Raw genomic sequence first — 20,566 nt, 5'->3', positions numbered from 1 at the left:
ATTTGAACAACACTCCGCCTCTACAATATTTACACCTTTCCTTTCACATAATTCTCTTAATATCCTCCCAATATCTGCTTTTAACTTTTTATAAATCACCTGTCTGCGATATTTAGGTGCAAAAACAATATGATATTTGCATCTCCATTTGGAATGTGATAAACTTCTTATGTCATTCATTGACAAAACCTCCTGCTTCTATAATTTGGGTTGCCAGACCATTTTCATTATAACGCAGGAGGTTTCTTTCTTATACTAAAGTATTTTTACCTACCCCCAGTTGAACTGGGGGTTTTGTCATACCTGTTCGGCGTACAAAAAAACATCGGCATACTCTAAAAACTGAGCATACCGATGTTTCTATGTTACAGTTCGATGATTTCCGCGTTTTCCACGGCTTCTTCCAGATATTTGTCCAAATCTGTCAGCTTCCGTTCAATACGTTCAATGACATTCAGACGAGGTTTGATCTGGGGATGTTTTGCTACGAAAATGGTACAGCAATCTTCGTAAGGACGAATGGAAATGTCATAGGTGCCAATCTTGGTACCGATGTTGATGATTTCCTGTTTATCCATACCTGCCAGAGGACGCAGTACGGGCATATTGCAGACTGCGTTGATGGCATAAATGCCCTGCATGGTCTGGCTGGCTACCTGACCTACGCTTTCGCCGGTAATCAGGCTCCATGCGCCATCTTTTTCGGCGATTTTTTCTGCCGCACGCATCATAGCACGTTTCAGATGGATGGTCAGCTTATCATGGGGCACATTTTCCAGCAGATACAGCTGCAAATCTGTGAAAGGCACTACATAGAGCTTAAATTCGCCGGTAAAGTCCGCAATGCGTTTTGCCAGGTCGATAACCTTCTGTTTTGCCCATTCACTTGTATACGGAGGGCTATGGAAGTATACGCCTTCCACTTCTACCCCACGTTTTGCCATCATCCATGTGGCAACGGGGCTGTCGATACCGCCGGAGAGCAGAGAAACGCCCTTGCCGGAACTGCCGTAAGGCAGACCGCCGTAAGTCTTGATGATTTTGGAATACATGTAAATGCGGTTACGCACTTCGATGTTCAGCACAACGTCAGGTGTTTTCACATTTACAGTCATGTTCGACATGTGATCGAGGATATATTCCCCTACATCCGCCGCAATCTGCATAGATGCCACGCCAAAACCCTTATTGGAACGACGAGCGTTTACCTTAAATGTCATGGGTTTATCGCCGTAGAGCTCCTGCATGTGGCGCAGAGCTTCTTCTTTGATGGCGTCCATGGACATTTCCTGCAACCGGATACCGGGGCACAGTGCCACCAGACCGAAAATAGGCTCTACTCTGGGAATCACCAGATCATAGTCCATTTCGCCGCCACGGTCTTCCACAATGAGGCGACCGGGTTCTCTTACCACATAATAATTTCCCACAGGGTCCAGATTTCTGCGAATCGCCAGAATCAGACGATTGATGAAGATATACTGGTTATCGCCACGCATGGCAATTTCCCCGAATTTTACAAGCAATACTTTATCCGCCATACTTCCTCCTTATCTCTGTCGGTTGATTTTACGCAGGAAAGGTACCGTTTCTTCCAGCGCTTTCAGACATTCTTTGGCTTCTTCCACAGTGTTGTAGCGGCAGAAGCTGAAACGTACCGCCCCTTCAATTTCTTCATAAGGCATGCCCATGGCTGTCAAAACAGGGCTGCCGATTTTCTTTCTGCTGTCGCAGGCAGAACCTGCGGATACGAAGATTCCCTTGCTTTCCAGACTGTGCAGCAATACTTCACTGCGCAGGCCTTTGAATGTCACATTCAGTACATAAGGGCTGGCTTCTTCCAGTCCATCCCCGTTGACCTGTGTGTCAGACATTGCCAGAATGCCATCCATAAGGGTTTTCTTTACTTCTTTCACATGTTCGATGCTTTCTTTCATGGAACGGAAGGCAACGTCTGCCGCTACCCCCAGACCAGCCACGCCAGCGCCGTTTTCTGTACCAGCTCTCTGACCTTTCTGCTGACCGCCCCCCAGAATGAAAGGACGTACTTTCAGACCTTTGCGCATATAGAGCATACCTACGCCTTTGGGGCCATGGATTTTATGGCCGCTCATGGTCAGCAGGTCGATTTTCATTTTCTGTACATCAATGGGGTATTTGCCGAAAGCCTGCACCGCATCCACATGGTACAGGGTATTGGGATTTTTTTCTTTGATGAGTTTCCCAATGGCTGCCGCATCCTGAATGACACCAGTTTCGTTGTTCACCAGAATGGTGCTGACCAAAATGGTGTCAGGACGGATGGCATTTGCCAGTTCTTCCAGAGAAATATGTCCCTTTTCGTCTACACCCAGCCATGTAACTTCATAGCCTTTTTCTTCCAGATGTTTCATGGGATTTTTTACAGCGGGATGTTCAATGGCTGTGGTGATGAGGTGCTTGCCGTTTCTGGCATAGCCTTCCGCTGTGCCGTAAATGGCCCAGTTATCCCCTTCTGTGCCGCCGCTGGTGAAGAAGATTTCTTCTTCTTTGGCACGGATGCCATTGGCAAGGATTTCCGCCGCTTTGCGGATTTCCTTTTCCACTTCCAGCCCCATGACGCTGACGGAAGCAGGGTTCCCAAAGTTTTCGCACAGCATATAGGTCATTTTTTCCGCCACTTCGGGCAGCGCTCTTGTGGTGGCGGCATTATCGAAATAAATCATTTCTGTTTCCTCCTTAGCCCAATTCATATAACAACAAGGCAACGGTGGTCATGCCCGCCGTTTCCGTCCGTAAGATTCGTTTGCCCAGTGTCACCGGCAGAATGCCTGCTTCCTGTGCCAGCTGGATTTCCTCCGGCGCAAAACCGCCTTCCGGTCCGATAAAGACCCCTACGGTCTTACCGGAAAAGCCCTGCACAAACTGGCGGATGCCTCTTTCTTCCTCTTTTTCATAAGGAATCAGCGCCCCATCCAGTTTTGCCGCTTCCGCCACAGCCTCCTTAAAGGTCAGCACGCTTTCTCCCATCTGGGGGATGATGCCACGTCCGCTCTGTTTTGCGGCGGCTTCGGCGATTTTCTGCCAGCGTTCCAGTTTCTTGCCTTCTTTTTTGTCCAGCTTCACAATGGCTCTTTCTGTAGAAACGGGCACGATTCGCTCAATACCCAATTCCACGCATTTCTGGATGATCCATTCCATTTTATCCGCTTTAGGCAATCCCTGATAAAGGGTAATCTTCGTTTCCGGCTCCACATCGCAGGGGGCGGAGGAAAGGACTTCCGTCACCACACCACGTTCCAGAGAAAGGATGCGGCACTGATAGTCCGTTCCTTCCCCGTCACATACGGTGATTTCTTCCCCTTCTCTTGCCCGGAGCACGGTCTTGATATGCTTTTCGTTTTCCCCTGTCAGGGTGATTTTCTTCCCCACAATGTCCTGTGGTGTCACAAAAAATTTCGGCATGGCTTATCCCTCATAACGGGTAGCAATGGCAACCCAGCTTGTTTTTTCCTTGATGTCCAGCACAGCAAAGTTTGCGGCTTTCAATGCTTCCAGCACATCTTCCTTCCGTTCGGTGATGATGCCGCTGCACAGGAAAATGCCGCCGTCTTTGATGTAATCAGGCACCTGTTTTGTCAAAGCGATGATAACGTCTGCCACGATGTTGGCAGCCACCAAATCGTATTTCTTGCCGCTGTAAGATGCCTGCAATTCTTTGTCTTCCAGAATATTGCCGGCTTTTACATGGTAACGGCTCCGGTCGATGTCGTTTCTGTCGCTGTTTTCATAAGCAATCTGGATGGCATTGGGGTCAATATCCACGGCGTCGGCTTCCTTTGCGTCCAGCAGCAGAGAAGCGATGGACAGGATACCACTGCCGCAGCCAATATCCAGCACCATATCATCTTTCTTCACATATTTTTCAATAAGCTCCATACACAGCTGTGTGGTTTCGTGGGTGCCTGTACCGAAAATATGACCGGGGTCGATTTTCAGGATGATTTTATCTGTCTGGGCAGGCAGTTCTTCCCAAGAGGGCTTGATCATGATTTTATCGCCGACGGGGAAGGGTTTAAAATATTTCTTCCAGTTGTTTGCCCAATCTTCTTCCGCTACGTTTTTCATGGTCACTTCCAAAGAACCCAGATCCAGTTCTTTTTCTGTTTCTTTCACGCTCTGGAGTGCGCTTTTGATCTGGGACAGCTGTTCTCTGCCATAGAGGTTGTCACGCAGGAAAAAGGTGATGCCTGTGGTCTGTTCCTGTTTTTCTTCCACCAGTTCATCGGCAACATAGTCCCATTCTCTATTGGGATTTTCCAGAAATTCCGCAAAATCCGCTTCGTCGTGAATCATCAGCCCGTTGAGACCGCACTGGTACAGCACGCCTTCCACAGGCTCCAGCCCCATCTGGGATGTGGCTACAAATACTTCGATCCATTCCATGTTCTTCTGCCTCCTTATTGTCCGTTCCACTACGAAAAAAATCCGACACGTTGTGTCGGCTGAGGGTGTCGAAAAAATCGACACCCTTCGTCAAAATCAGGATTTTGACGAGGTTACTGTATGTATAAACAGCACGTTCCATCGGCATAAAAATGCCTTGAAACGTGCTGTTTTCCTCGTCGGAAGTAAATTCCGACTGCGGATTTCATTTGGGACACGCTTCGTTTCCCAATCCCTTCCGCAGTTCTGCAAAAGTGTAAACTCCAGTTTTTGACACCCTGATCCGAAACGTTATGTCGGCTTTTTCTGCCTCACCTCTGCCAGAATGTTTCTTATTTTTCATACATGCGGCAAACTTCCCGATAGCTTTCCGGTGTGCCGATGTCATAACATTCTCCGGAGAATGTGTAGGCGTACACGTCTTTGCGTTTGTACAGCCATGCGGGGAAGTTCCCCGGCGCGTCGGGATTGTTGCCCCCATCCAGATATTCCCGGAACATGGGCACAGTATCCCGTTTGTAAAGGTATGTGGCAAATACCGCTGTGTCGGACTTGGGCTGTTTGGGTTTTTCCTCAATATCCAGCACCTTGCCGTTTGCATCCAGCAGCGCCACGCCGAACTGGGACAATTCCTTTTTGTTGGGCCATTTCTTGACGCAAACACAGTCATGGTCTTTTTCCCGGTAATAATTCACATAATCCCGCAGGGAGTAAGTGAAGAAGTTATCTCCGGCAATAACCAGCAGTTCGTCGTCGATGTTTTTCTCTGCGATAACAAAGCCAATGTCACCCACAGCGCCTTTTTTGTTTTCGTCGCTGGTGGTGCCGTCATCCAGCACAGAAATGGGAGTTTTCCCCGGCGCTGTTTTTGCCCAGTCTGTGAAATGCTGTGCAAAACGGCTGTTTGTCACCACATAGATTTCGTCAATCTCAGAAATGGTGTTCAGTTCGTCTACGATATAATCAATGATTGGTTTTTTGTTGATTGGAAGCAATGCCTTTGGCGTATTGATGGTCAAAGGATATAATCTGGTGGCATAGCCTGCCGCCAATATAATTGCTTTCATGAAATCACTCCTCTTTCCTCATCAGAAGTGTCCTTCTTCGCCAAACAGACTGTCACAAACAGCCTGCATTTTTTTGGGCAAAGGCGCCGTCATCTGTTTTCCGTACAAATAGGACAGGAAACCTTCTTTTTCCTTCCAGACGATTTTCCGGGCATGCAGACATTGATTGGAAATGGCAAACTCCCCTCTGACCTTTCGGTTCGTTTCGGCATCGCCATATTTCCTGTCACCCAAAACGGGATGGCCCATGGCCTGCATGTGGGCACGAATTTGATGAGTCTTTCCGGTGATGAGCTGCAGTTCCAGCAAAGTATAGTCCTTTGTGTGGGCAATGGGGCGGTACTTTGTCAGGGCACGGCGGTATCCCGCTTTTTCCTGATGGCTTGTCCGCACCTGATTATGCTCCTCATCCTTGGAAAGATACAGGTCGATTTCTCCCGCTTCTTCCACTACGCCTTTTACCAATGTAACATAATATTTATCCATACGCCGGCTGCGAATGGCTTCATTGACTGCCTGCACGGCACGGAGGGTTTTCCCTGCCACCACAATGCCGCTGGTGTTTCTGTCCAGACGGTTGCAGACTGCCGGTGTGAATGCGCTTTCCGCAGAAGGCGTGTATTGTCCTTTTTCGTAGAGGTAATACAAAATCTGGTCTGTGAGGGTATCCCGATCCTCCGCTTTTTCCGGATGGGTCAGAAGCCCGGCGGGCTTATTCACCACCAGAATGTCATCATCCTCGTAAACAATGCCGAAGTGACGCTCTGCCACAGGAACGGTCTTTTCCTCCATAAATCCTGCCATGGTTTCTTCCGCCAGATACAGCTGGAGGGTATCTCCCTCCAGCAGCATCTCGCTGCCCTCTGCCTTGCCTTTGTTGAGCTTGATGCGTTTTTTCCGCAGCATTTTATAGACAAAGCTTTTGGGCGCTTTGTTGAAGTATTTCAGCAGATATTTATCCAGTCTTTGGTTTTCCTCATTTTTGGTGATCTTGATCTCTTTCAATTCTCCCAAACTCCTTTGAGAAATCCTCCCCAGCTTGTTTTTAGCTGTGGATCCAAGCCAGATATGCACTGATGAAGTTGTCGATGTCGCCGTCCATGACTGCCCCTACGTTACCGGTTTCTTCCCCGGTACGATGGTCTTTGACCATGGTGTAAGGCATGAATACATAGGAACGGATCTGGCTGCCCCAACCGATTTCTTTTACATCGCCGCGGATTTCCGCCAGTTTCTGCATCTGTTCTTCGATTTTCAGTGCCAGCAGTTTACTTTTCAGCATTTTGAACGCACGTTCCTTATTGCTGAACTGGCTTCTTTCATCCTGACACTGTACCACAATCCCTGTAGGGAAGTGAGTAATACGGATGGCAGAAGATGTTTTGTTGACATGCTGACCGCCGGCACCGCTGGCACGGTATGTGTCGATACGGATGTCGTCGGCTTTGACTTCGATCTCATTGTCGTTTTCGATTTCCGGCATAACATCGCAGGAAGCGAAAGACGTATGACGTCTGCCGGAACTGTCGAAAGGAGATACACGCACCAGACGATGGATGCCTTTTTCGGACTTCAGATAGCCATAAGCGTTTTCGCCGTTGACCTGAATGGTAACGGATTTCAGACCTGCTTCGTCGCCGTCCAGCATATCCAGCACTTCCACCTCAAAGCCTGCTTTTGCAGCCCATTTGGTGTACATACGGAACAGCATGTTGGTCCAGTCGCAGGCTTCTGTACCGCCGGTACCAGCGTGAAGGGTAACGATGGCGTTGTTGCGGTCGTATTCCCCGTCCAGCATGGTAGCTACGTGAAGCTGTTCGTATTCCTCCAGGAAGGAATCGTTCATTTCCTTGACTTCCTCGTAGATGCTTTCGTCTTCTTCTTCGATGCCCATTTCAATGAGCGTGAGGATATCCTCGTATTTGGTCACAAGACCTTCATAATGTTCTACCTTGTTTTTCAGCGCTTTGAGCTGCTGCAAGGTTTTCTGGCTCTTCTGCATATCGTTCCAGAAATCAGGATCGGCAGAAAGTTCTTCCAGTTCGGCTATTTTCTCTTTGGCGCCAGCGACGTCAAAGTGAAGCCCCCATTTCCTTTAATTTTTCGTCATAAGCGGAAAGGCCCAGACGGATCTGTTCTAATTCGAACATGCAAAAATCAACTCCTTTAAAAATAAGATTTTTTTTGGTTGTTTTTTTATTTATGATAAACGTAACGAATATCCGTAAGTGTTTTGCCGTTTATGTCGCACAGACAGGCATCTTCTGTGGGCACAAAGCCCAGTTTTTCATAAAAGGCTCTTGCCCTTTCATTCTCCCGCAGGACCCAAAGGTAAACCCCTTCGTAAGTCCCCAGAAGTTCGTCCCTGACGCTTTCCAGCAGCTCTCTGCCATATCCCTTGTCGTAATATTCCGGCAAAAGATAAAGAGAAGTCACTTCGCCAAAGGCGCTATAATCGCCGCCCTTTCCCAAAAGGGTTCCTCCCGCGGGCAATTCTGTCCTGGCAGCGCCATAAGCCACTGCCCCCACGGCCCTTTCCTTATCAAAAATCAGTTTGGCAGACAAGCTGCCTTCTGTCAATGCTTTTTCAAAAAAGGTTACCCAATGATCTTCGGACAATCCATCCAAAAAACCGTCAGGCACATTCCCCCGAAAAGCCACTTTCCAGCTTTCGGCGTAAATACGGCTCATGACAAGGGCGTCTGATACCTCTGCCTGCCGCAAAGTGCCGGCTTTTCGAAAACGGATATAATTCCCGGAAAAAGAAGGTTCCAACTCCTCCGCGGCAACTGCCCAATGGGGCACGTTATATTCCGCATACATGGAGGGATGGTGAAGCAGAAAATAGGCTGCCTTTCCCCCTTCTGTTTCACAGCCATACACAGGCACCAGATGTCCGCCTTTTCCGTAAAAACTCCCGTCCGGTTTCTGCTGACCAAAACGGAAATACGGTGTCACGGAAGCGATGCAGACAAAGCCGTTTTCCAAGTCTTTTTGGAGGTCCGCAAGGTTCTTTCCCCGTTTTGCCTCTCCAAAAACGCCGTAGTTCCCAGCCATTTCCGCCAGTTTTCCATGAATCCAGCCGACGCCTTCTTTATAAGCCCCTGCCGCCAGACCTTTGGAGATCATCTCTCCCTGTCTGCCGCAGGCACAGCCAAAGCCGTCCAGCACCATCCTGAGGGAAGCGATGCCGCAGCCTCTGCCGCTCCAGCTTTCCGCCTCGGCAAGGGAGGGAAATCCCTCCTCCTGCCAGTTTTCAGCGGTCATTCTTTGGGTATAAAAAGGCAAATCTGCCAGCTGTATCCGTTTTCTCATGGTTTCACCTGCTTATTAAGCGTTTCTGCCGCAGCACTGTTTGTATTTCTTGCCACTGCCGCAAGGGCAGGGATCGTTTCTGCCAACTTTTTCTTCGGCACGTTTCTTAGGCTGTTTCACTGCGGAATCGTCCTTGTTGGTGAACATGGGTTTCTGCACTTCTTCCCGTTTTGCTTCGGTTTCGATGCGGACACGGTAGAGGATCTTCAGGGTATCTTCCTGAATGTGGTTGCTCATTTCCTCGAACATGTCGTATGCAGCAAATTTATATTCGATCAGAGGATTTCTCTGGGCGTAAGCGTGCAGACCAATGCCCTGACGCATCTGGTCCATATCGTCGATATGATCCATCCATTTCTGGTCGATGACACGCAGCATGACCACGCGTTCCAGTTCACGCATTCTTTCTTCGTCGCCGATTTCTTTTTCTTTCAGTTCATAAAGCTGAACACCCAGTTTTTTCAGGTTTTCTTTCAGCTTGTCTTTTGTCATTTTTTCCAGAGCGTCTTCTTTGATGTTGATTCTGCCAACAGGGATGATGGCGGAGAAAGATTCGCTCAGAGCGTTCATATCCCATTCTTCGGGCATCTGTTCATCGCTGATATGGGCGTCGATGATGCGGTCGATGGTCTGGGAAATCATACCCATGATGCTGTCGCGAAGGTTTTCGCCGTAAAGTACACGTTTTCTTTCGCCATAGATAACTTCACGCTGTTCGTTCATAACCTGGTCGTATTCCAGCAGATGTTTACGAACGGCAAAGTTGTTGCCTTCTACTTTCTTCTGGGCGTTTTCGATGGCTTTTGTCAGCATGCCTGCTTCGATGGGTTCATCTTCATCCATACCCATGGCGTCAACCAGTTTCATGGTCTTTTCGGAGCCGAACAGACGCATCAGGTCGTCTTCCAGAGAGATATAGAATCTGGATTCACCGGGGTCACCCTGACGACCAGCACGACCACGGAGCTGGTTATCGATACGTCTGGATTCGTGACGTTCTGTACCGATGATCTTCAGACCACCCAGTTCTGCAACGCCTTCACCCAGCTTGATGTCGGTACCACGACCAGCCATGTTTGTTGCGATGGTAACGGCGTTCATCTGACCAGCCAGCGCAACGATTTCCGCTTCTTTTGCGTGGTATTTTGCATTCAGCACCTGATGAGGGATGCCTTCCCGTTTCAACAGTTTGCTCAGTTCTTCGGATTTATCAATGGTAACGGTACCTACCAGTACAGGCTGACCTTTTGCGTGAGCTTCTGCGATGTCACGAACAACAGCACGGAATTTGCCCGCTTCTGTGCGGTAAACAACGTCCTGCAGGTCTTTTCTGGCAACAGGTTTGTTTGTGGGGATTTCCACAACGTCCATACCGTAAATGTTACGGAATTCGTCTTCTTCTGTTTTCGCTGTACCAGTCATACCGCATTTTTTCTTATATTTGTTGAAGTAGTTCTGGAATGTGATGGTAGCCAGTGTTTTGCTTTCCCGGCGTACCTGTACATTTTCTTTAGCTTCGATTGCCTGATGCAGACCGTCGGAGTAACGTCTGCCGGGCATCATACGACCGGTGAATTCGTCAACGATAACGATTTCCCCTTCATGTACCACATAGTCTTTGTCCAGATGCATGTTGTAGTTTGCTTTCAGAGCGTTGTTGATGTGGTGCTGCAGTTCCAGGTTTTCGGGGTCAGACAGGTTATCTACGTTGAAGAATTTTTCTGCCTTTGCGATACCTTCCTGTGTCAGCACAACGCTTTTTGCCTTTTCATCCAGAATGTAGTCCCCTTCTTCCTGAAGTTCTTCCTTCATCAGAGGGTTCATGGCTTCTTCTTCGTTGAGGATGCGACCTTTTTTCAGCTGTTTTACAAACAGATCGGCTACACGGTACAGGTCTGTGGACTTGGAGCCGCTGCCGGAAATGATCAGTGGTGTTCTGGCTTCATCGATGAGGACGGAGTCCACTTCGTCGATGATGGCAAAGTGCAGGTCACGCTGTACCATGCTTTCTTTGCGGACTACCATGTTGTCACGAAGGTAGTCGAAACCGAATTCATTGTTGGTGCCGTATGTGATGTCACATGCATAAGCGGCACGACGTTCGTTATTGTCCATGCTGTTGAGGATACAGCCAACAGTCAGACCCAGGAAACGGAATACTTCCCCCATCCATTCGCTGTCACGCTGTGCCAGGTAGTCATTGACAGTAACAACATGTACGCCCTTGCCTTCCAGTGCGTTCAGGTACGCAGGCAGGGTAGCCACCAGTGTTTTACCTTCACCAGTACGCATTTCGGCAATACGTCCCTGGTGCATCACGATACCGCCCATGAGCTGTACAGGGAAATGACGCATGTTCAGTACATGGGGACGGGAAGCCGCTTCTCTTACAACAGCGTATGCTTCCGGCAGAATATCGTCCAAAGTTTCGCCTTTTGCCAGACGGTCTTTGAATTCCTGTGTTTTGCCTCTGAGTTCTTCATCAGAGAGTTTTTCGTATTCAGGACCCAGTGCTTCGATTTTGCTTACGATCGGTTTGATTTTCTTGATTTCTTTTTCACTGTAGTTCCCGAATATTTTTTCCAATAAACCCATTTGGTTCACCTCATTTTTTCTTTTTCCTGTATGTCCCGTGGAAAGCCATGCTTTCTCATAGGCATACTTTTACATTATTATAGTTTAGCAGAAAAACAGCCTTCGGCGCAAGCATAAAATGCCCGAAAACCGAAGGCTTTACAAAACTTTAAGGAAATTGTAACTTCTTTCCCATACTTTTTACAGTTTATACGAAAAATAGACCATATCTTTGAGCAGTATGCCATCCTCTACAATGGGATGGTCATAATGATGAACGAAAAAATCCGTGATTCTATGGGAGAATTGGAAGCCGCAGGCCATGTAAAATCCCATGGTTTTGGGCGTTTCTCCTGTTCCTGCCTGCAAAATTCCTTTTCCTTCCAATTTTTCCTGCCAGAACCGCACCAGCTGTTTCCCATATCCTTTTCCCTGAAAAGCAGGCAGGACAGCAATGTTCTTCAGTTCCCACAGATTTTCTCCTTCTTTTGTCACAACAGAAAGGGCAATGGCATCTTCCCCGTCAAACAGGGCTGCCATTTCTCCTCTTTCCAGATATTTCATGACCATATCCTCCTGCTCATCTCCCAGCAGGAGCAAATCCATGAAATCCATTTTTCCCGTAAATATCTGCCGCAGCTCCATATCAGTAAGCTACCCGGCGGATGTCGTTGATGTGTCCCAGTACCATGATATGTTCGTCTTCATTGAATACGTAGTTGGGGCCGGGAATAGGAATCACATTTTCCCCCTGTTTCACCGCTACGATATTCAGATTATAGCGAGCACGGAAGTTGACATCCACAACGGTTCTGCCCAGCCAACGTTCCATGGGGCGGATTTCCGCAATGTAATAATCCTCCACAAAGGGGATGCAGTCGAAAATATTGTCAGAACTTGCGGCAATGGCAATCTGTTCTGCCACGTTTTTCTCAGGATAAATGACAACGTCAGCGCCGTTTCTTTTCAGGAATTTCGCCTGAATGTCTTCGTCTGCTTTGGCATAAACCTTTTTCGCACCCAGTTCCTTCAGGAAGCTTGCGATCTGCAAACTGTTCTTGAAGTTTGTACCCATGCAGACAAAGCAGGCGTCGAACAGGTCAATACTGAAAGAGCGGAGCACATCAATGTTGGTGCAGTCCCCCACACGTCCGCTGACACCAAGGGGCAGCACATCTTCCACTGCTTCGGAGTCCTTATCCACTACCATAATCTCACATTCGTTTTCCGCCAGAGAGCGGCACAGATGATGACCAAAAGAGCCCATACCAATAATCAAAAAGGATTTCATTTCCATAACTTCCTCCTGTTACATGTCCAAATTATCCAATGGTGATCTTTTCCAGAGGCATGGTCACAGGCGGCACCGCTTTCCGTTCCATAAGGGCTACGGCAAAGGAAATACTGCCCACCCTGCCGCAGTACATGAGGAAAATGATGACCAGACGGGAGAATACCTCCAATTCTCTGGTGATGCCTGTGGAAATGCCTACGGTACCCATGGCGGAGAAGGCTTCAAAAAGCACATCCGTCAGTTCCAGATTTTGCACACTGCAAATAGCAATGGTACCAAGGATCACAAAAATCAAATTGACAAAAAATACATAAATGGCTTTGTGCAATGCGTCTTCTTCCAGTCGTCTGCCAAAAATATTGGCACTGCGGGCATGACGCACCCCAGCCAGTGTATACATGAGAATGACCATCAGTGTGGTGGTCTTGATGCCGCCGGCAGTAGAACCGGGGCTGCCGCCGATGAACATGAGAAGCATCATGAGCATTTTGCTGCCGCTGGTCATGGCACCGGGATCGACGCTGTTAAAGCCTGCCGTTCTGGCGGTACAGGACTGGAAAAAGGCAGTCAGCAGTCTTTCGCTGTTGCTCATATCCACATTCAGATTGTTCCGCTCCAACATCAGCAGCAAAAAGCCGCCGCCAACGGTCAGGGCAAAGGATGTACTCAGTACGATTTTTGTCTGGAGGCGCAGATGGCGGAAAGACCATTTTTTCTGCCACAGATCCTCCCAAACCAGAAAGCCCAGACCACCCATGGTGATAAGCCCCATGAGGGTGAAGTTCACCAGTGCATCGTCAGCATAAGCCACAATGGAATTATAATTGCCAAAAAGGTCAAAGCCCGCGTTACAAAAGGCGGATATGGAGTGGAACACACTGAAGTATGCCCCCTGTTTCCAGCCAAACTGTGGTATGAACCGGATGGCAAGGAACAACGCGCCCAGCCCTTCAAAGAGCAGGGTACCGTAGAGAATTTTTCTTGTGAGGCGTACAACGCCGCCGATCTGCATGGAGTTGATGCTTTCCACCATCACTTCCCTGTGGCGCAGACCGATACGCTTTCGCATCAGCAGCAGAAAGCCCAGAGAGATGGTCATGAAACCAAGTCCCCCGATCTGGATAAGTCCCAGTATGACCAATTGCCCAAACAGTGTCCAATGGGTGCCTGTATCCACCACCACCAGTCCTGTTACACAGGAAGCGGATACCGCTGTAAAAAGGGCATCCAGCACCGATGTAGGCGGCTGACCCTCCTGGGTGGAAATAGGCAGCATCAAAAGCAGCGTCCCCGTGAGGATCACCAGAAAGTATCCCAGGGCAACGATCTGCAAATTGGAAAGTCTCATTCGTGAACGAACCATTTCTTATTACACCTTCTCTTTTCCCCGATTGATTATGTTGATTCTTTCTGCAATTTTTCTTTGGTGTCTGTCACTGCCAGATTGCGTACCGCTTCCAGAAAAGGAATGGACGCTTTGGCTTCTTCCATACCGTAAGTCTGGTTGAGTTCATATTCCAAAGGAATCCATGTGGACAAAGGCGCTTCGTTGTGCTGCAAAACTGCTTCCAGCTTGTCCAATGCCTTATACACACGGGCTTCCGGCGTTTTCATTTCTATCATTTCCGCAAAGAGGGCTTTCCATTCGCTTCTGACAGGTTCCGGCAGGCTTTCCGCCAGGGCAAAGACTTCTTTGTCCTCTTTTGCCGCATCCGCTTCCGTTTTCCAGAAAGAAGGAATGTCTCCGGTGATGGCTTCACCCAGATCGTGAATAACGCACATCCGCAGCACTTTATTCAGGTCTACGCCTTCCGCTTCTCCAGAAAGGAGCATTGCCATGAGCGCCACACGCCAGCTGTGTTCTGCCACGCTTTCAGGGCGACCCTGACTGGTGGTGGAATGACGGGTATTGTCTTTGAGCCGTTCTGCCACATGCAGAAAATCAATGAATTCTCTCGGCGTCATGCTTCCTTCTCCTTTTCCAGCGCTTTTTTCCAGCATTTATAACACATGGGTTCATAGCTTTCATTGCCGCCCAGCATGACCTGTTCCCCTTCGGTGATGACATGTCCTTCTCCATCCAGTCTTGCGTTGACGATGGCTTTGCTGCCGCAGCTGCAAACAGTCTTCAGTTCTGTAATGGAATCGGCGATTTCCAGTAGACGGGCGCTGCCGGGGAACAGTTTTGTGCGGAAATCTGTCCGCAGACCATAGCAGAACACAGGTACATTATAGGTATCCACAATGTCCCGGAGCTGGTCAATCTGTTCTGGCTGGAAGAACTGGGCTTCATCGGCGATGATGACATCATAGAACTGTTTTTCCCGCTCTCCTTTCTGGAACAGGGCAAACAAATCCACATCCGCTGTCACCACATAAGCAGGGGCTTCCAGACCAATGCGGCTTTTCACCACGCCTTCCCCATCTCTGGTATCTACGGCAGGCTTCATGAGCCATACCTGCATGTCCTTTTCCTCGTAATTGAACTTGGTAATCAGTGCCTGTGCAGACTTAGAGCTGCCCATGGCGCCATATCGAAAATACAGTTTTGCCACGCAAAACCCTCCTTTTTTCCTCTATTGTCCGATTATCATATCACAAAACTTTGCAGGTGGCGAGGTAAAAAATGAACTTTCACAAAAAATAAACAACACAAAACTGTTTTCTTTCTTTGAAAAAAGTATTATATTGACTTTGATATGTTTTTCACATACTTTTTCGGGGAAATAACACCATTTCAATTCATCAGAAAGGAGTTTTTTTCATGAATACAGACCTGACTACAGGCAATACCAGTCGTCTGCTCTGGGCATTTTCCATTCCCATGCTCATCAGTGTGGTTTTCCAGCAGTTTTTCAACATTGCCGACAGCATCATCGCAGGGCGGTTCATCGGGGAGCAAGCGTTGGCAGCTGTAGGGGCATCCTATCCCATCACCATGATTTTCATGGCTGTTGCCATCGGCAGCAGCATCGGCTGTACTGTCGTTATATCCCAGCTGTTCGGCAGCAAACATTATGCCATGCTGAAAACAGCCGTTGGCACCATCTGCTGTGCCGGCGTCATTGTGAGCATTGTGCTCTCTCTTTGGCATCTGGCAGGGTGATAACCTGCTGCTGCTTTTGCAGACACCGGAAAACATTTTTTCCGACGCTTCTTTGTATCTGCATATCTACATCTTAGGATTCCTGTTCCTGTTTTTGTATAACGTAGGCACAGGCATCTTTACGGCGCTGGGGGACTCCCGAACACCCCTGTATTTCCTCATTGGTTCCTCTTTGGGGAATATCGCCCTGGACTTGCTTTTCGTCATTGCCTTTGATATGGGCGTAGCAGGTGTGGCATGGGCAACCTTCCTGGCACAGGGCATTGCCTGCGTTCTGGCCCTCATCACACTGTTTTTCCGTCTGAAAAAACTCCAGACCACAGAAGCCCATCAGTTCTTTTCCTTTGCCGTACTGGGTCAGGTCACAAAAGTTGCCGTGCCCAGCATTTTACAGCAGTGCTTTGTATCTGTGGGAAACCTGTTTATTCAAGGTCTGGTCAACAGCTACGGTTCCGCCGTCATTGCAGGCTATTCCGGCGCCATCAAGCTGAACACCTTCGGCGTTACCTGCATGACCACCCTTTCCAACGGTCTTTCTTCCTTCACCGCTCAGAATCTGGGGGCAGGCAAAAAAGACCGTGTACAGGAAGGCTTCCGCGCCGGCGCCAAAATGGGCATTCTGGTATCCCTGCCTTTTGTGCTGGTGTACTTCTTCTTCAGTGAAGCTGCCATGGGGCTATTCATGAAAAGCGAAAGCGCCGAAGCCATTGCTGCCGGTGCCATGTTCCTGAAAATCGTCACACCTTTCTACTTCGTGGTATCCACCAAAGTCATGTGTGACGGTGTGCTCCGCGGGGGCAGCGCCATGCTGTACTTCATGACCACCACATTCACAGACCTTGTCCTCCGTGTGGTATTGGCCTTCGTCTTTGCCATTGGCTTTGGTCTGGGCTCCACAGGCATCTGGCTGTCCTGGCCTTTCGGCTGGAGCATCTCCTGCATCCTTTCCTATGTGTTCTATCGGAAAAAACCATGGGAAAAACGCTCTTACGATACTTTATAATCAAAACAAACATAGCTGGAATCCTCCCACAAAAAGGATTCCGGCTTTTTTTATGGAAACGATTTTCTTCTGCGTGCAGCGAAAAAAGCCTTTTTTCCTGTACCCCATTTGTTTTCCTTGCCCTTCTCCTTACTTTTGTATACAATGAAAGAAAAGGACGTGATCGGAATATGCATTTTACGAAAGGGGGAAATCTATGATAACCGATTTGACCACAGGCAATATTCGCAAATTGCTGTGGAGTTTTTCCATTCCCATGCTTATCAGCGTGGCTTTTCAGCAGATGTATAACATTGCCGACAGCGTCATTGCGGGACGTTTCATCGGGGAGGACGCGCTGGCAGCCGTTGGGGCATCCTATCCCATCACCATGATTTTTATGGCAATTGCCATCGGCAGCTGTGCTGGCTGTGCCGTCAGCATTTCCAGACTTTTTGGCGGCAGGCAATACATCCATCTGAAATGCGCCGTCAGCACCATATTCATCACCTGCGTAGTTTTGAGCGTGATTCTGACGGTATTCGGCGTATGGCAAGGGCAAAACATGCTGCGGATGCTTCAGACACCGGAAAACATCTTTTCTGACGGTGCCCTGTATCTGAATATCTACATATACGGGTTCCTGTTCCTGTTTCTGTATAACGTCTGCACAGGCATCTTCACCGCTCTGGGGGATTCCAAAACACCTTTGTATTTCCTCATCGGCTCCTCTATAGGCAATATCCTGCTGGACCTCTTGTTCGTTATCGTCTTTGATATGGGCGTGGCAGGTGTGGCATGGGCAACCTTCGCGGCACAGGGCATTTCCTCCCTGCTGGCACTGGCAGCCCTGCTCCATCGTCTGAAACAGATTCCCACCACAAAACAGTTCCCGCTGTTTTCTTTCCATTTGCTGGGGCAGATTTCTGTCATTGCCGTACCCAGCATTTTGCAGCAGAGCTTCGTTTCCGTGGGGAACCTGTTCATCCAGGGTTTGGTCAACAGCTTTGGCTCCGCCGTTATTGCGGGATATTCTTCCGCCATCAAGCTGAATACATTCTCTGTCACCTGTATGTCCACCCTTGCCAACGGTCTTTCTTCCTTTACGGCACAGAATATCGGTGCCCATAAGGAAAGCCGTATCACAGACGGGCTGAAGGAAAGCCTGCGCATGGGTGCGCTGGTATGTCTGCCCTTTGTGGTGATTTATCTGTTCTTAGGACGTTTTGCCATCGGTCTGTTTTTGGATAACGGCAGCCCCAATGCCATCCATGCAGGCATGATGTTCCTGCGGATTGTATCTCCTTTCTACTTTGTGGTCATGGTCAAAGCCATGTGTGACGGGGTACTGAGGGGAACCAGTTCCATCGCTTATTTCACCACCACCACATTCACAGACCTGGTGCTTCGTGTGGTGCTGGCATATTTCTTTGTAAAAGCACTGTCTATGGACTCCACAGGCATCTGGCTGTCCTGGCCCGTTGGCTGGACATTGTCCGCGGCACTGTCTTTCTGGTTCTACCATATCCGCCCTTGGCAGCATCATGGTCCCAAACCAAAACGACGTATGGCAGCGAAATCATAAGCAAAAAGAGTGGGAAATTCCCATTTGAAGACATCTTCATAAGAAAACAAAGAAAGCTGAAATCCTCATCAAAACAAAGGATTTCAGCTTTTTTATTTTTACTGAGATTTTATCTGGTATGCTTTCCCTTTTTTATTTTGCCAGATTCAATTCAAACCGTTCAAAAAATCCAATCCATTCCCCTTTCTGGTTCCGCACCCCCATCATATACATCCGCTGATTGCGGGTATTGACGCCGATAAAAACTTCTTTACCATTCTTTTTGATGCCTTCATAAGCCATTTTGATTTTTTCCTTGGCGGCATCTGTCAGGTGGCAGTCAAAAATGCTCTTGCCAATCAAATCCCCATAGCCCCGTTCTTCATAGTAATGGTACTTGGCAAAGCGGTTCAGAAACCGAATGATATAATCGTTATCCACAAAAACGATGGGATAGGGGTACGCGTTGAGGATGCCCTCCATGATTTCCAGCTGTTCCATATATGTTCCTCCTTCATACAAAAAAGGAGGCGGAACCTCCTCCAAAGGAATTTCCCGCCTCCATCATGTGCAAGTATATTTCTATTTTAATATTCGGGTTCGATCAGACCATAGGAACCATTTTTCCGTTTGTAAACTACATTCACTTCGTCTGTTTCCCCATTGCGGAATACGAAGAAGTTATGACCGATCAGTTCCATTTCCATCACTGCTTCTTCAGCGTCCATGGGTTTTACTTCAAAATGTTTGATACGTTCGATCTTGTACAGAGGTTCTTCATCCAGATATTCTTCAGGTACCATAATTGCCTGATATTCTGCCACAAAGTTTTCGCCGCCCTGACGGACTTTGGTGCGCATCCGTTTTTTGTAGCGGACAACCTGATTTTCCAGAATATCCACAGCTTTGTCCATGGCAGCTGTCATATCTGTATCCTGTACTTCTGCACGGATCAGTCGTTTATTCAGCGGAATGGTTACTTCAACGGTAGAAACCAGTTTTTCCAGACTCAGTGTAATGGTTGCGTTGGTGTCTTCCGGGAACAGTTTTGCAATTCTGTCCAGTTTTTTCTCCACCATTTCTTTGGTCTTGTCCCAAACGTCGATATTTTTCCCAATGATGTTATACCGCATACTAACAACTCCCTTCGCAGTTTCCGTCTTTGCGGAAACCTATTGGTACACCCCTAAGGGGGACTAGAAAGACATCTCTCTTTCTATGACATACATATTCGATGTCATTTCCAAAAACCCTCTTTTCTTTGAAAAAATTTTTTCGGACTTTTGCCCAAAATTAAAAAACGGGTTTGTTCACAATTTCCGTTTGGTTGACAGAATACTATCCACAACAGACGGGCATTTTTCCGCAGACCCCACAAATGGCGGAACACAGCCCTTTGGCGAGGGCTGGCGAAAAGGGGGATAACTTGGATTTTCTCCACATATTTTCGAAAATCAGGCTGTGGATAATGTGCATAACTCTGTGTATAACTCTTTTTTCAAGGCTTTTCCTTGTGGATAAAACAAAAAGTTATCCCCCGCATGTCCTTTTTGCAAATTTCGTTCCCATTTCCCATATGTTGACATAATCTTTTCTATTTCCCATAAAAAAACAGATGCGGCAGTAATACCACATCTGTCTATGTTCTGTTTATGCCTGCTGATAGGCTGCCAAAGCTTCCACATAAGCCGCTTTGGTATCGTCATCAAAGCAAACCATAGTCACCTGTTCCATATCGGGATTCTCTCTGAGATAATTCATGATTTCCCGCACAGCGATTTCTGCCGCCAGATGCACAGGGAAACGATACACGCCGGTGCTGATGGACGGGAAGGAAATGGTCTTGATGCCATTTTCCTTTGCCAGCGCCAGAGAATTGCGGTAGCAGTTTGCCAGCAGTTCTTCTTCATCCCATTTGCCTCCGCGCCAGATGGGACCGGGTGTATGAATGACATACTTTGCTTTCAGCTTATAACCATGGGTAATTTTGGCTTCACCGGTTTTGCAGCCGCCAAGGGTTTCGCATTCTTCCAGCAGCTCTCTGCCTGCTGCCCGATGAATGGCGCCGTCCACGCCGCCGCCTCCCAGAAGGGATGTATTCGCCGCATTGACAATGGCATCCGTTTTGGCTTTCACAATATCTCCTTTTATAATAGAAAATCGTTCCATACCTTAACCCCCTATCCGGGAAATCAAAAATTCCCCTTTTGTCCCATTGTATCCCCTTTCCGAAAATTCG

Annotated in this window: 19 protein-coding genes and 1 pseudogene; 2 read left to right on the top strand and 18 right to left on the bottom strand. The window is 48.1% G+C overall.

What is annotated here, in order from left to right:
• From tnpA to BUB35_RS03420, 15 genes are all read right to left on the bottom strand, one after another.
• Window positions 1-180, bottom strand: a 180-nt coding sequence (tnpA, locus tag BUB35_RS03490; protein ID WP_143158929.1) for an IS200/IS605 family transposase, incomplete at its 3' end; no start/stop codon positions are given.
• 185 nt (window positions 181-365) lie between these two features.
• Window positions 366-1,541, bottom strand: coding sequence for a tRNA uracil 4-sulfurtransferase ThiI (gene thiI, locus BUB35_RS03485; protein WP_072849167.1), 1,176 nt, complete (start codon window positions 1,539-1,541; stop codon window positions 366-368).
• Between the two features lie 9 nt (window positions 1,542-1,550).
• Window positions 1,551-2,705 (bottom strand): cysteine desulfurase family protein, encoded by a 1,155-nt coding sequence (locus BUB35_RS03480; protein ID WP_072849165.1) that lies wholly within the window; start codon window positions 2,703-2,705, stop codon window positions 1,551-1,553.
• A gap of 13 nt (window positions 2,706-2,718) precedes the next feature.
• Entirely contained in the window at window positions 2,719-3,444 is a 726-nt protein-coding gene (locus BUB35_RS03475) for a 16S rRNA (uracil(1498)-N(3))-methyltransferase (protein WP_054328827.1), read from the bottom strand.
• A 3-nt stretch (window positions 3,445-3,447) separates the two neighbouring features.
• Window positions 3,448-4,425 carry a 50S ribosomal protein L11 methyltransferase gene (prmA, locus tag BUB35_RS03470; protein WP_072849163.1) on the bottom strand — a complete coding sequence of 326 codons (978 nt, stop codon included), beginning with the start codon at window positions 4,423-4,425 and terminating at the stop codon, window positions 3,448-3,450.
• Window positions 4,426-4,757: 332 nt separating this feature from the next.
• Window positions 4,758-5,492, bottom strand: coding sequence for a nucleotidyltransferase family protein (locus BUB35_RS03465; protein WP_072849161.1), 735 nt, complete (start codon window positions 5,490-5,492; stop codon window positions 4,758-4,760).
• 21 nt (window positions 5,493-5,513) lie between these two features.
• Window positions 5,514-6,497 (bottom strand): RluA family pseudouridine synthase, encoded by a 984-nt coding sequence (locus BUB35_RS03460; protein ID WP_072849159.1) that lies wholly within the window; start codon window positions 6,495-6,497, stop codon window positions 5,514-5,516.
• A gap of 40 nt (window positions 6,498-6,537) precedes the next feature.
• Window positions 6,538-7,642 (bottom strand): peptide chain release factor 2 gene (gene prfB, locus BUB35_RS03455; protein ID WP_096348611.1). Its coding sequence is split into 2 segments (ribosomal slippage): window positions 6,538-7,566 and window positions 7,568-7,642, totalling 1,104 coding nucleotides; the frame shifts between segments, so codons are not numbered across the junction.
• Between the two features lie 46 nt (window positions 7,643-7,688).
• Window positions 7,689-8,807, bottom strand: a complete 1,119-nt coding sequence (locus tag BUB35_RS19445; protein WP_242949190.1) for a GNAT family N-acetyltransferase — start codon at window positions 8,805-8,807, stop codon at window positions 7,689-7,691.
• A gap of 15 nt (window positions 8,808-8,822) precedes the next feature.
• The gene (gene secA / locus BUB35_RS03445) at window positions 8,823-11,402 is read right to left on the bottom strand and encodes a preprotein translocase subunit SecA (RefSeq protein WP_072849155.1); all 2,580 of its coding nucleotides are present in this window, start codon (window positions 11,400-11,402) and stop codon (window positions 8,823-8,825) included.
• Window positions 11,403-11,582: 180 nt separating this feature from the next.
• The gene (locus BUB35_RS03440; RefSeq protein WP_072849152.1) at window positions 11,583-12,026 is read right to left on the bottom strand and encodes a GNAT family N-acetyltransferase; all 444 of its coding nucleotides are present in this window, start codon (window positions 12,024-12,026) and stop codon (window positions 11,583-11,585) included.
• A 1-nt stretch (window position 12,027) separates the two neighbouring features.
• Window positions 12,028-12,678, bottom strand: a complete 651-nt coding sequence (locus BUB35_RS03435) for a potassium channel family protein (RefSeq protein ID WP_242949189.1) — start codon at window positions 12,676-12,678, stop codon at window positions 12,028-12,030.
• Between the two features lie 25 nt (window positions 12,679-12,703).
• On the bottom strand, window positions 12,704-14,038 hold the full coding sequence (locus BUB35_RS03430; protein WP_072849150.1) for a TrkH family potassium uptake protein: 1,335 nt from the start codon (window positions 14,036-14,038) through the stop codon (window positions 12,704-12,706).
• A 32-nt stretch (window positions 14,039-14,070) separates the two neighbouring features.
• Window positions 14,071-14,640, bottom strand: a complete 570-nt coding sequence (locus BUB35_RS03425) for an HD domain-containing protein (RefSeq protein ID WP_072849148.1) — start codon at window positions 14,638-14,640, stop codon at window positions 14,071-14,073.
• Window positions 14,637-15,230: a thymidine kinase gene (locus tag BUB35_RS03420; protein ID WP_072849146.1), complete on the bottom strand. Its 594-nt coding sequence runs from the start codon at window positions 15,228-15,230 to the stop codon at window positions 14,637-14,639. The genes BUB35_RS03425 and BUB35_RS03420 overlap by 4 nt, the downstream gene beginning before the upstream one ends.
• A 209-nt stretch (window positions 15,231-15,439) precedes the next feature.
• On the opposite strand from BUB35_RS03420, the pseudogene BUB35_RS03415 reads away from it, so the two are divergent.
• Window positions 15,440-16,784, top strand: a pseudogene (locus BUB35_RS03415) (MATE family efflux transporter).
• 196 nt (window positions 16,785-16,980) lie between these two features.
• Window positions 16,981-18,348: an MATE family efflux transporter gene (locus BUB35_RS03410; protein WP_072849143.1), complete on the top strand. Its 1,368-nt coding sequence runs from the start codon at window positions 16,981-16,983 to the stop codon at window positions 18,346-18,348.
• A gap of 132 nt (window positions 18,349-18,480) precedes the next feature.
• On the opposite strand, the gene BUB35_RS03405 is transcribed toward BUB35_RS03410, so the two are convergent.
• From BUB35_RS03405 to BUB35_RS03390, 3 genes are all read right to left on the bottom strand, one after another.
• The gene (locus BUB35_RS03405; RefSeq protein ID WP_072849140.1) at window positions 18,481-18,828 is read right to left on the bottom strand and encodes a PAS domain-containing protein; all 348 of its coding nucleotides are present in this window, start codon (window positions 18,826-18,828) and stop codon (window positions 18,481-18,483) included.
• Window positions 18,829-18,914: 86 nt separating this feature from the next.
• The gene (gene hpf / locus BUB35_RS03400; protein WP_072849137.1) at window positions 18,915-19,460 is read right to left on the bottom strand and encodes a ribosome hibernation-promoting factor, HPF/YfiA family; all 546 of its coding nucleotides are present in this window, start codon (window positions 19,458-19,460) and stop codon (window positions 18,915-18,917) included.
• Window positions 19,461-19,977: 517 nt separating this feature from the next.
• Complete coding sequence (locus BUB35_RS03390) at window positions 19,978-20,496, bottom strand: O-acetyl-ADP-ribose deacetylase (protein ID WP_072849117.1); 519 nt, start codon at window positions 20,494-20,496, stop codon at window positions 19,978-19,980.
• Window positions 20,497-20,566 lie beyond the last annotated feature (70 nt).

The organism is Anaerotignum lactatifermentans DSM 14214 (genome assembly GCF_900142265.1).
Taxonomy (GTDB): domain Bacteria; phylum Bacillota; class Clostridia; order Lachnospirales; family Anaerotignaceae; genus Anaerotignum; species Anaerotignum lactatifermentans.
This window is presented reverse-complemented; position numbering and strand designations above follow the sequence as displayed.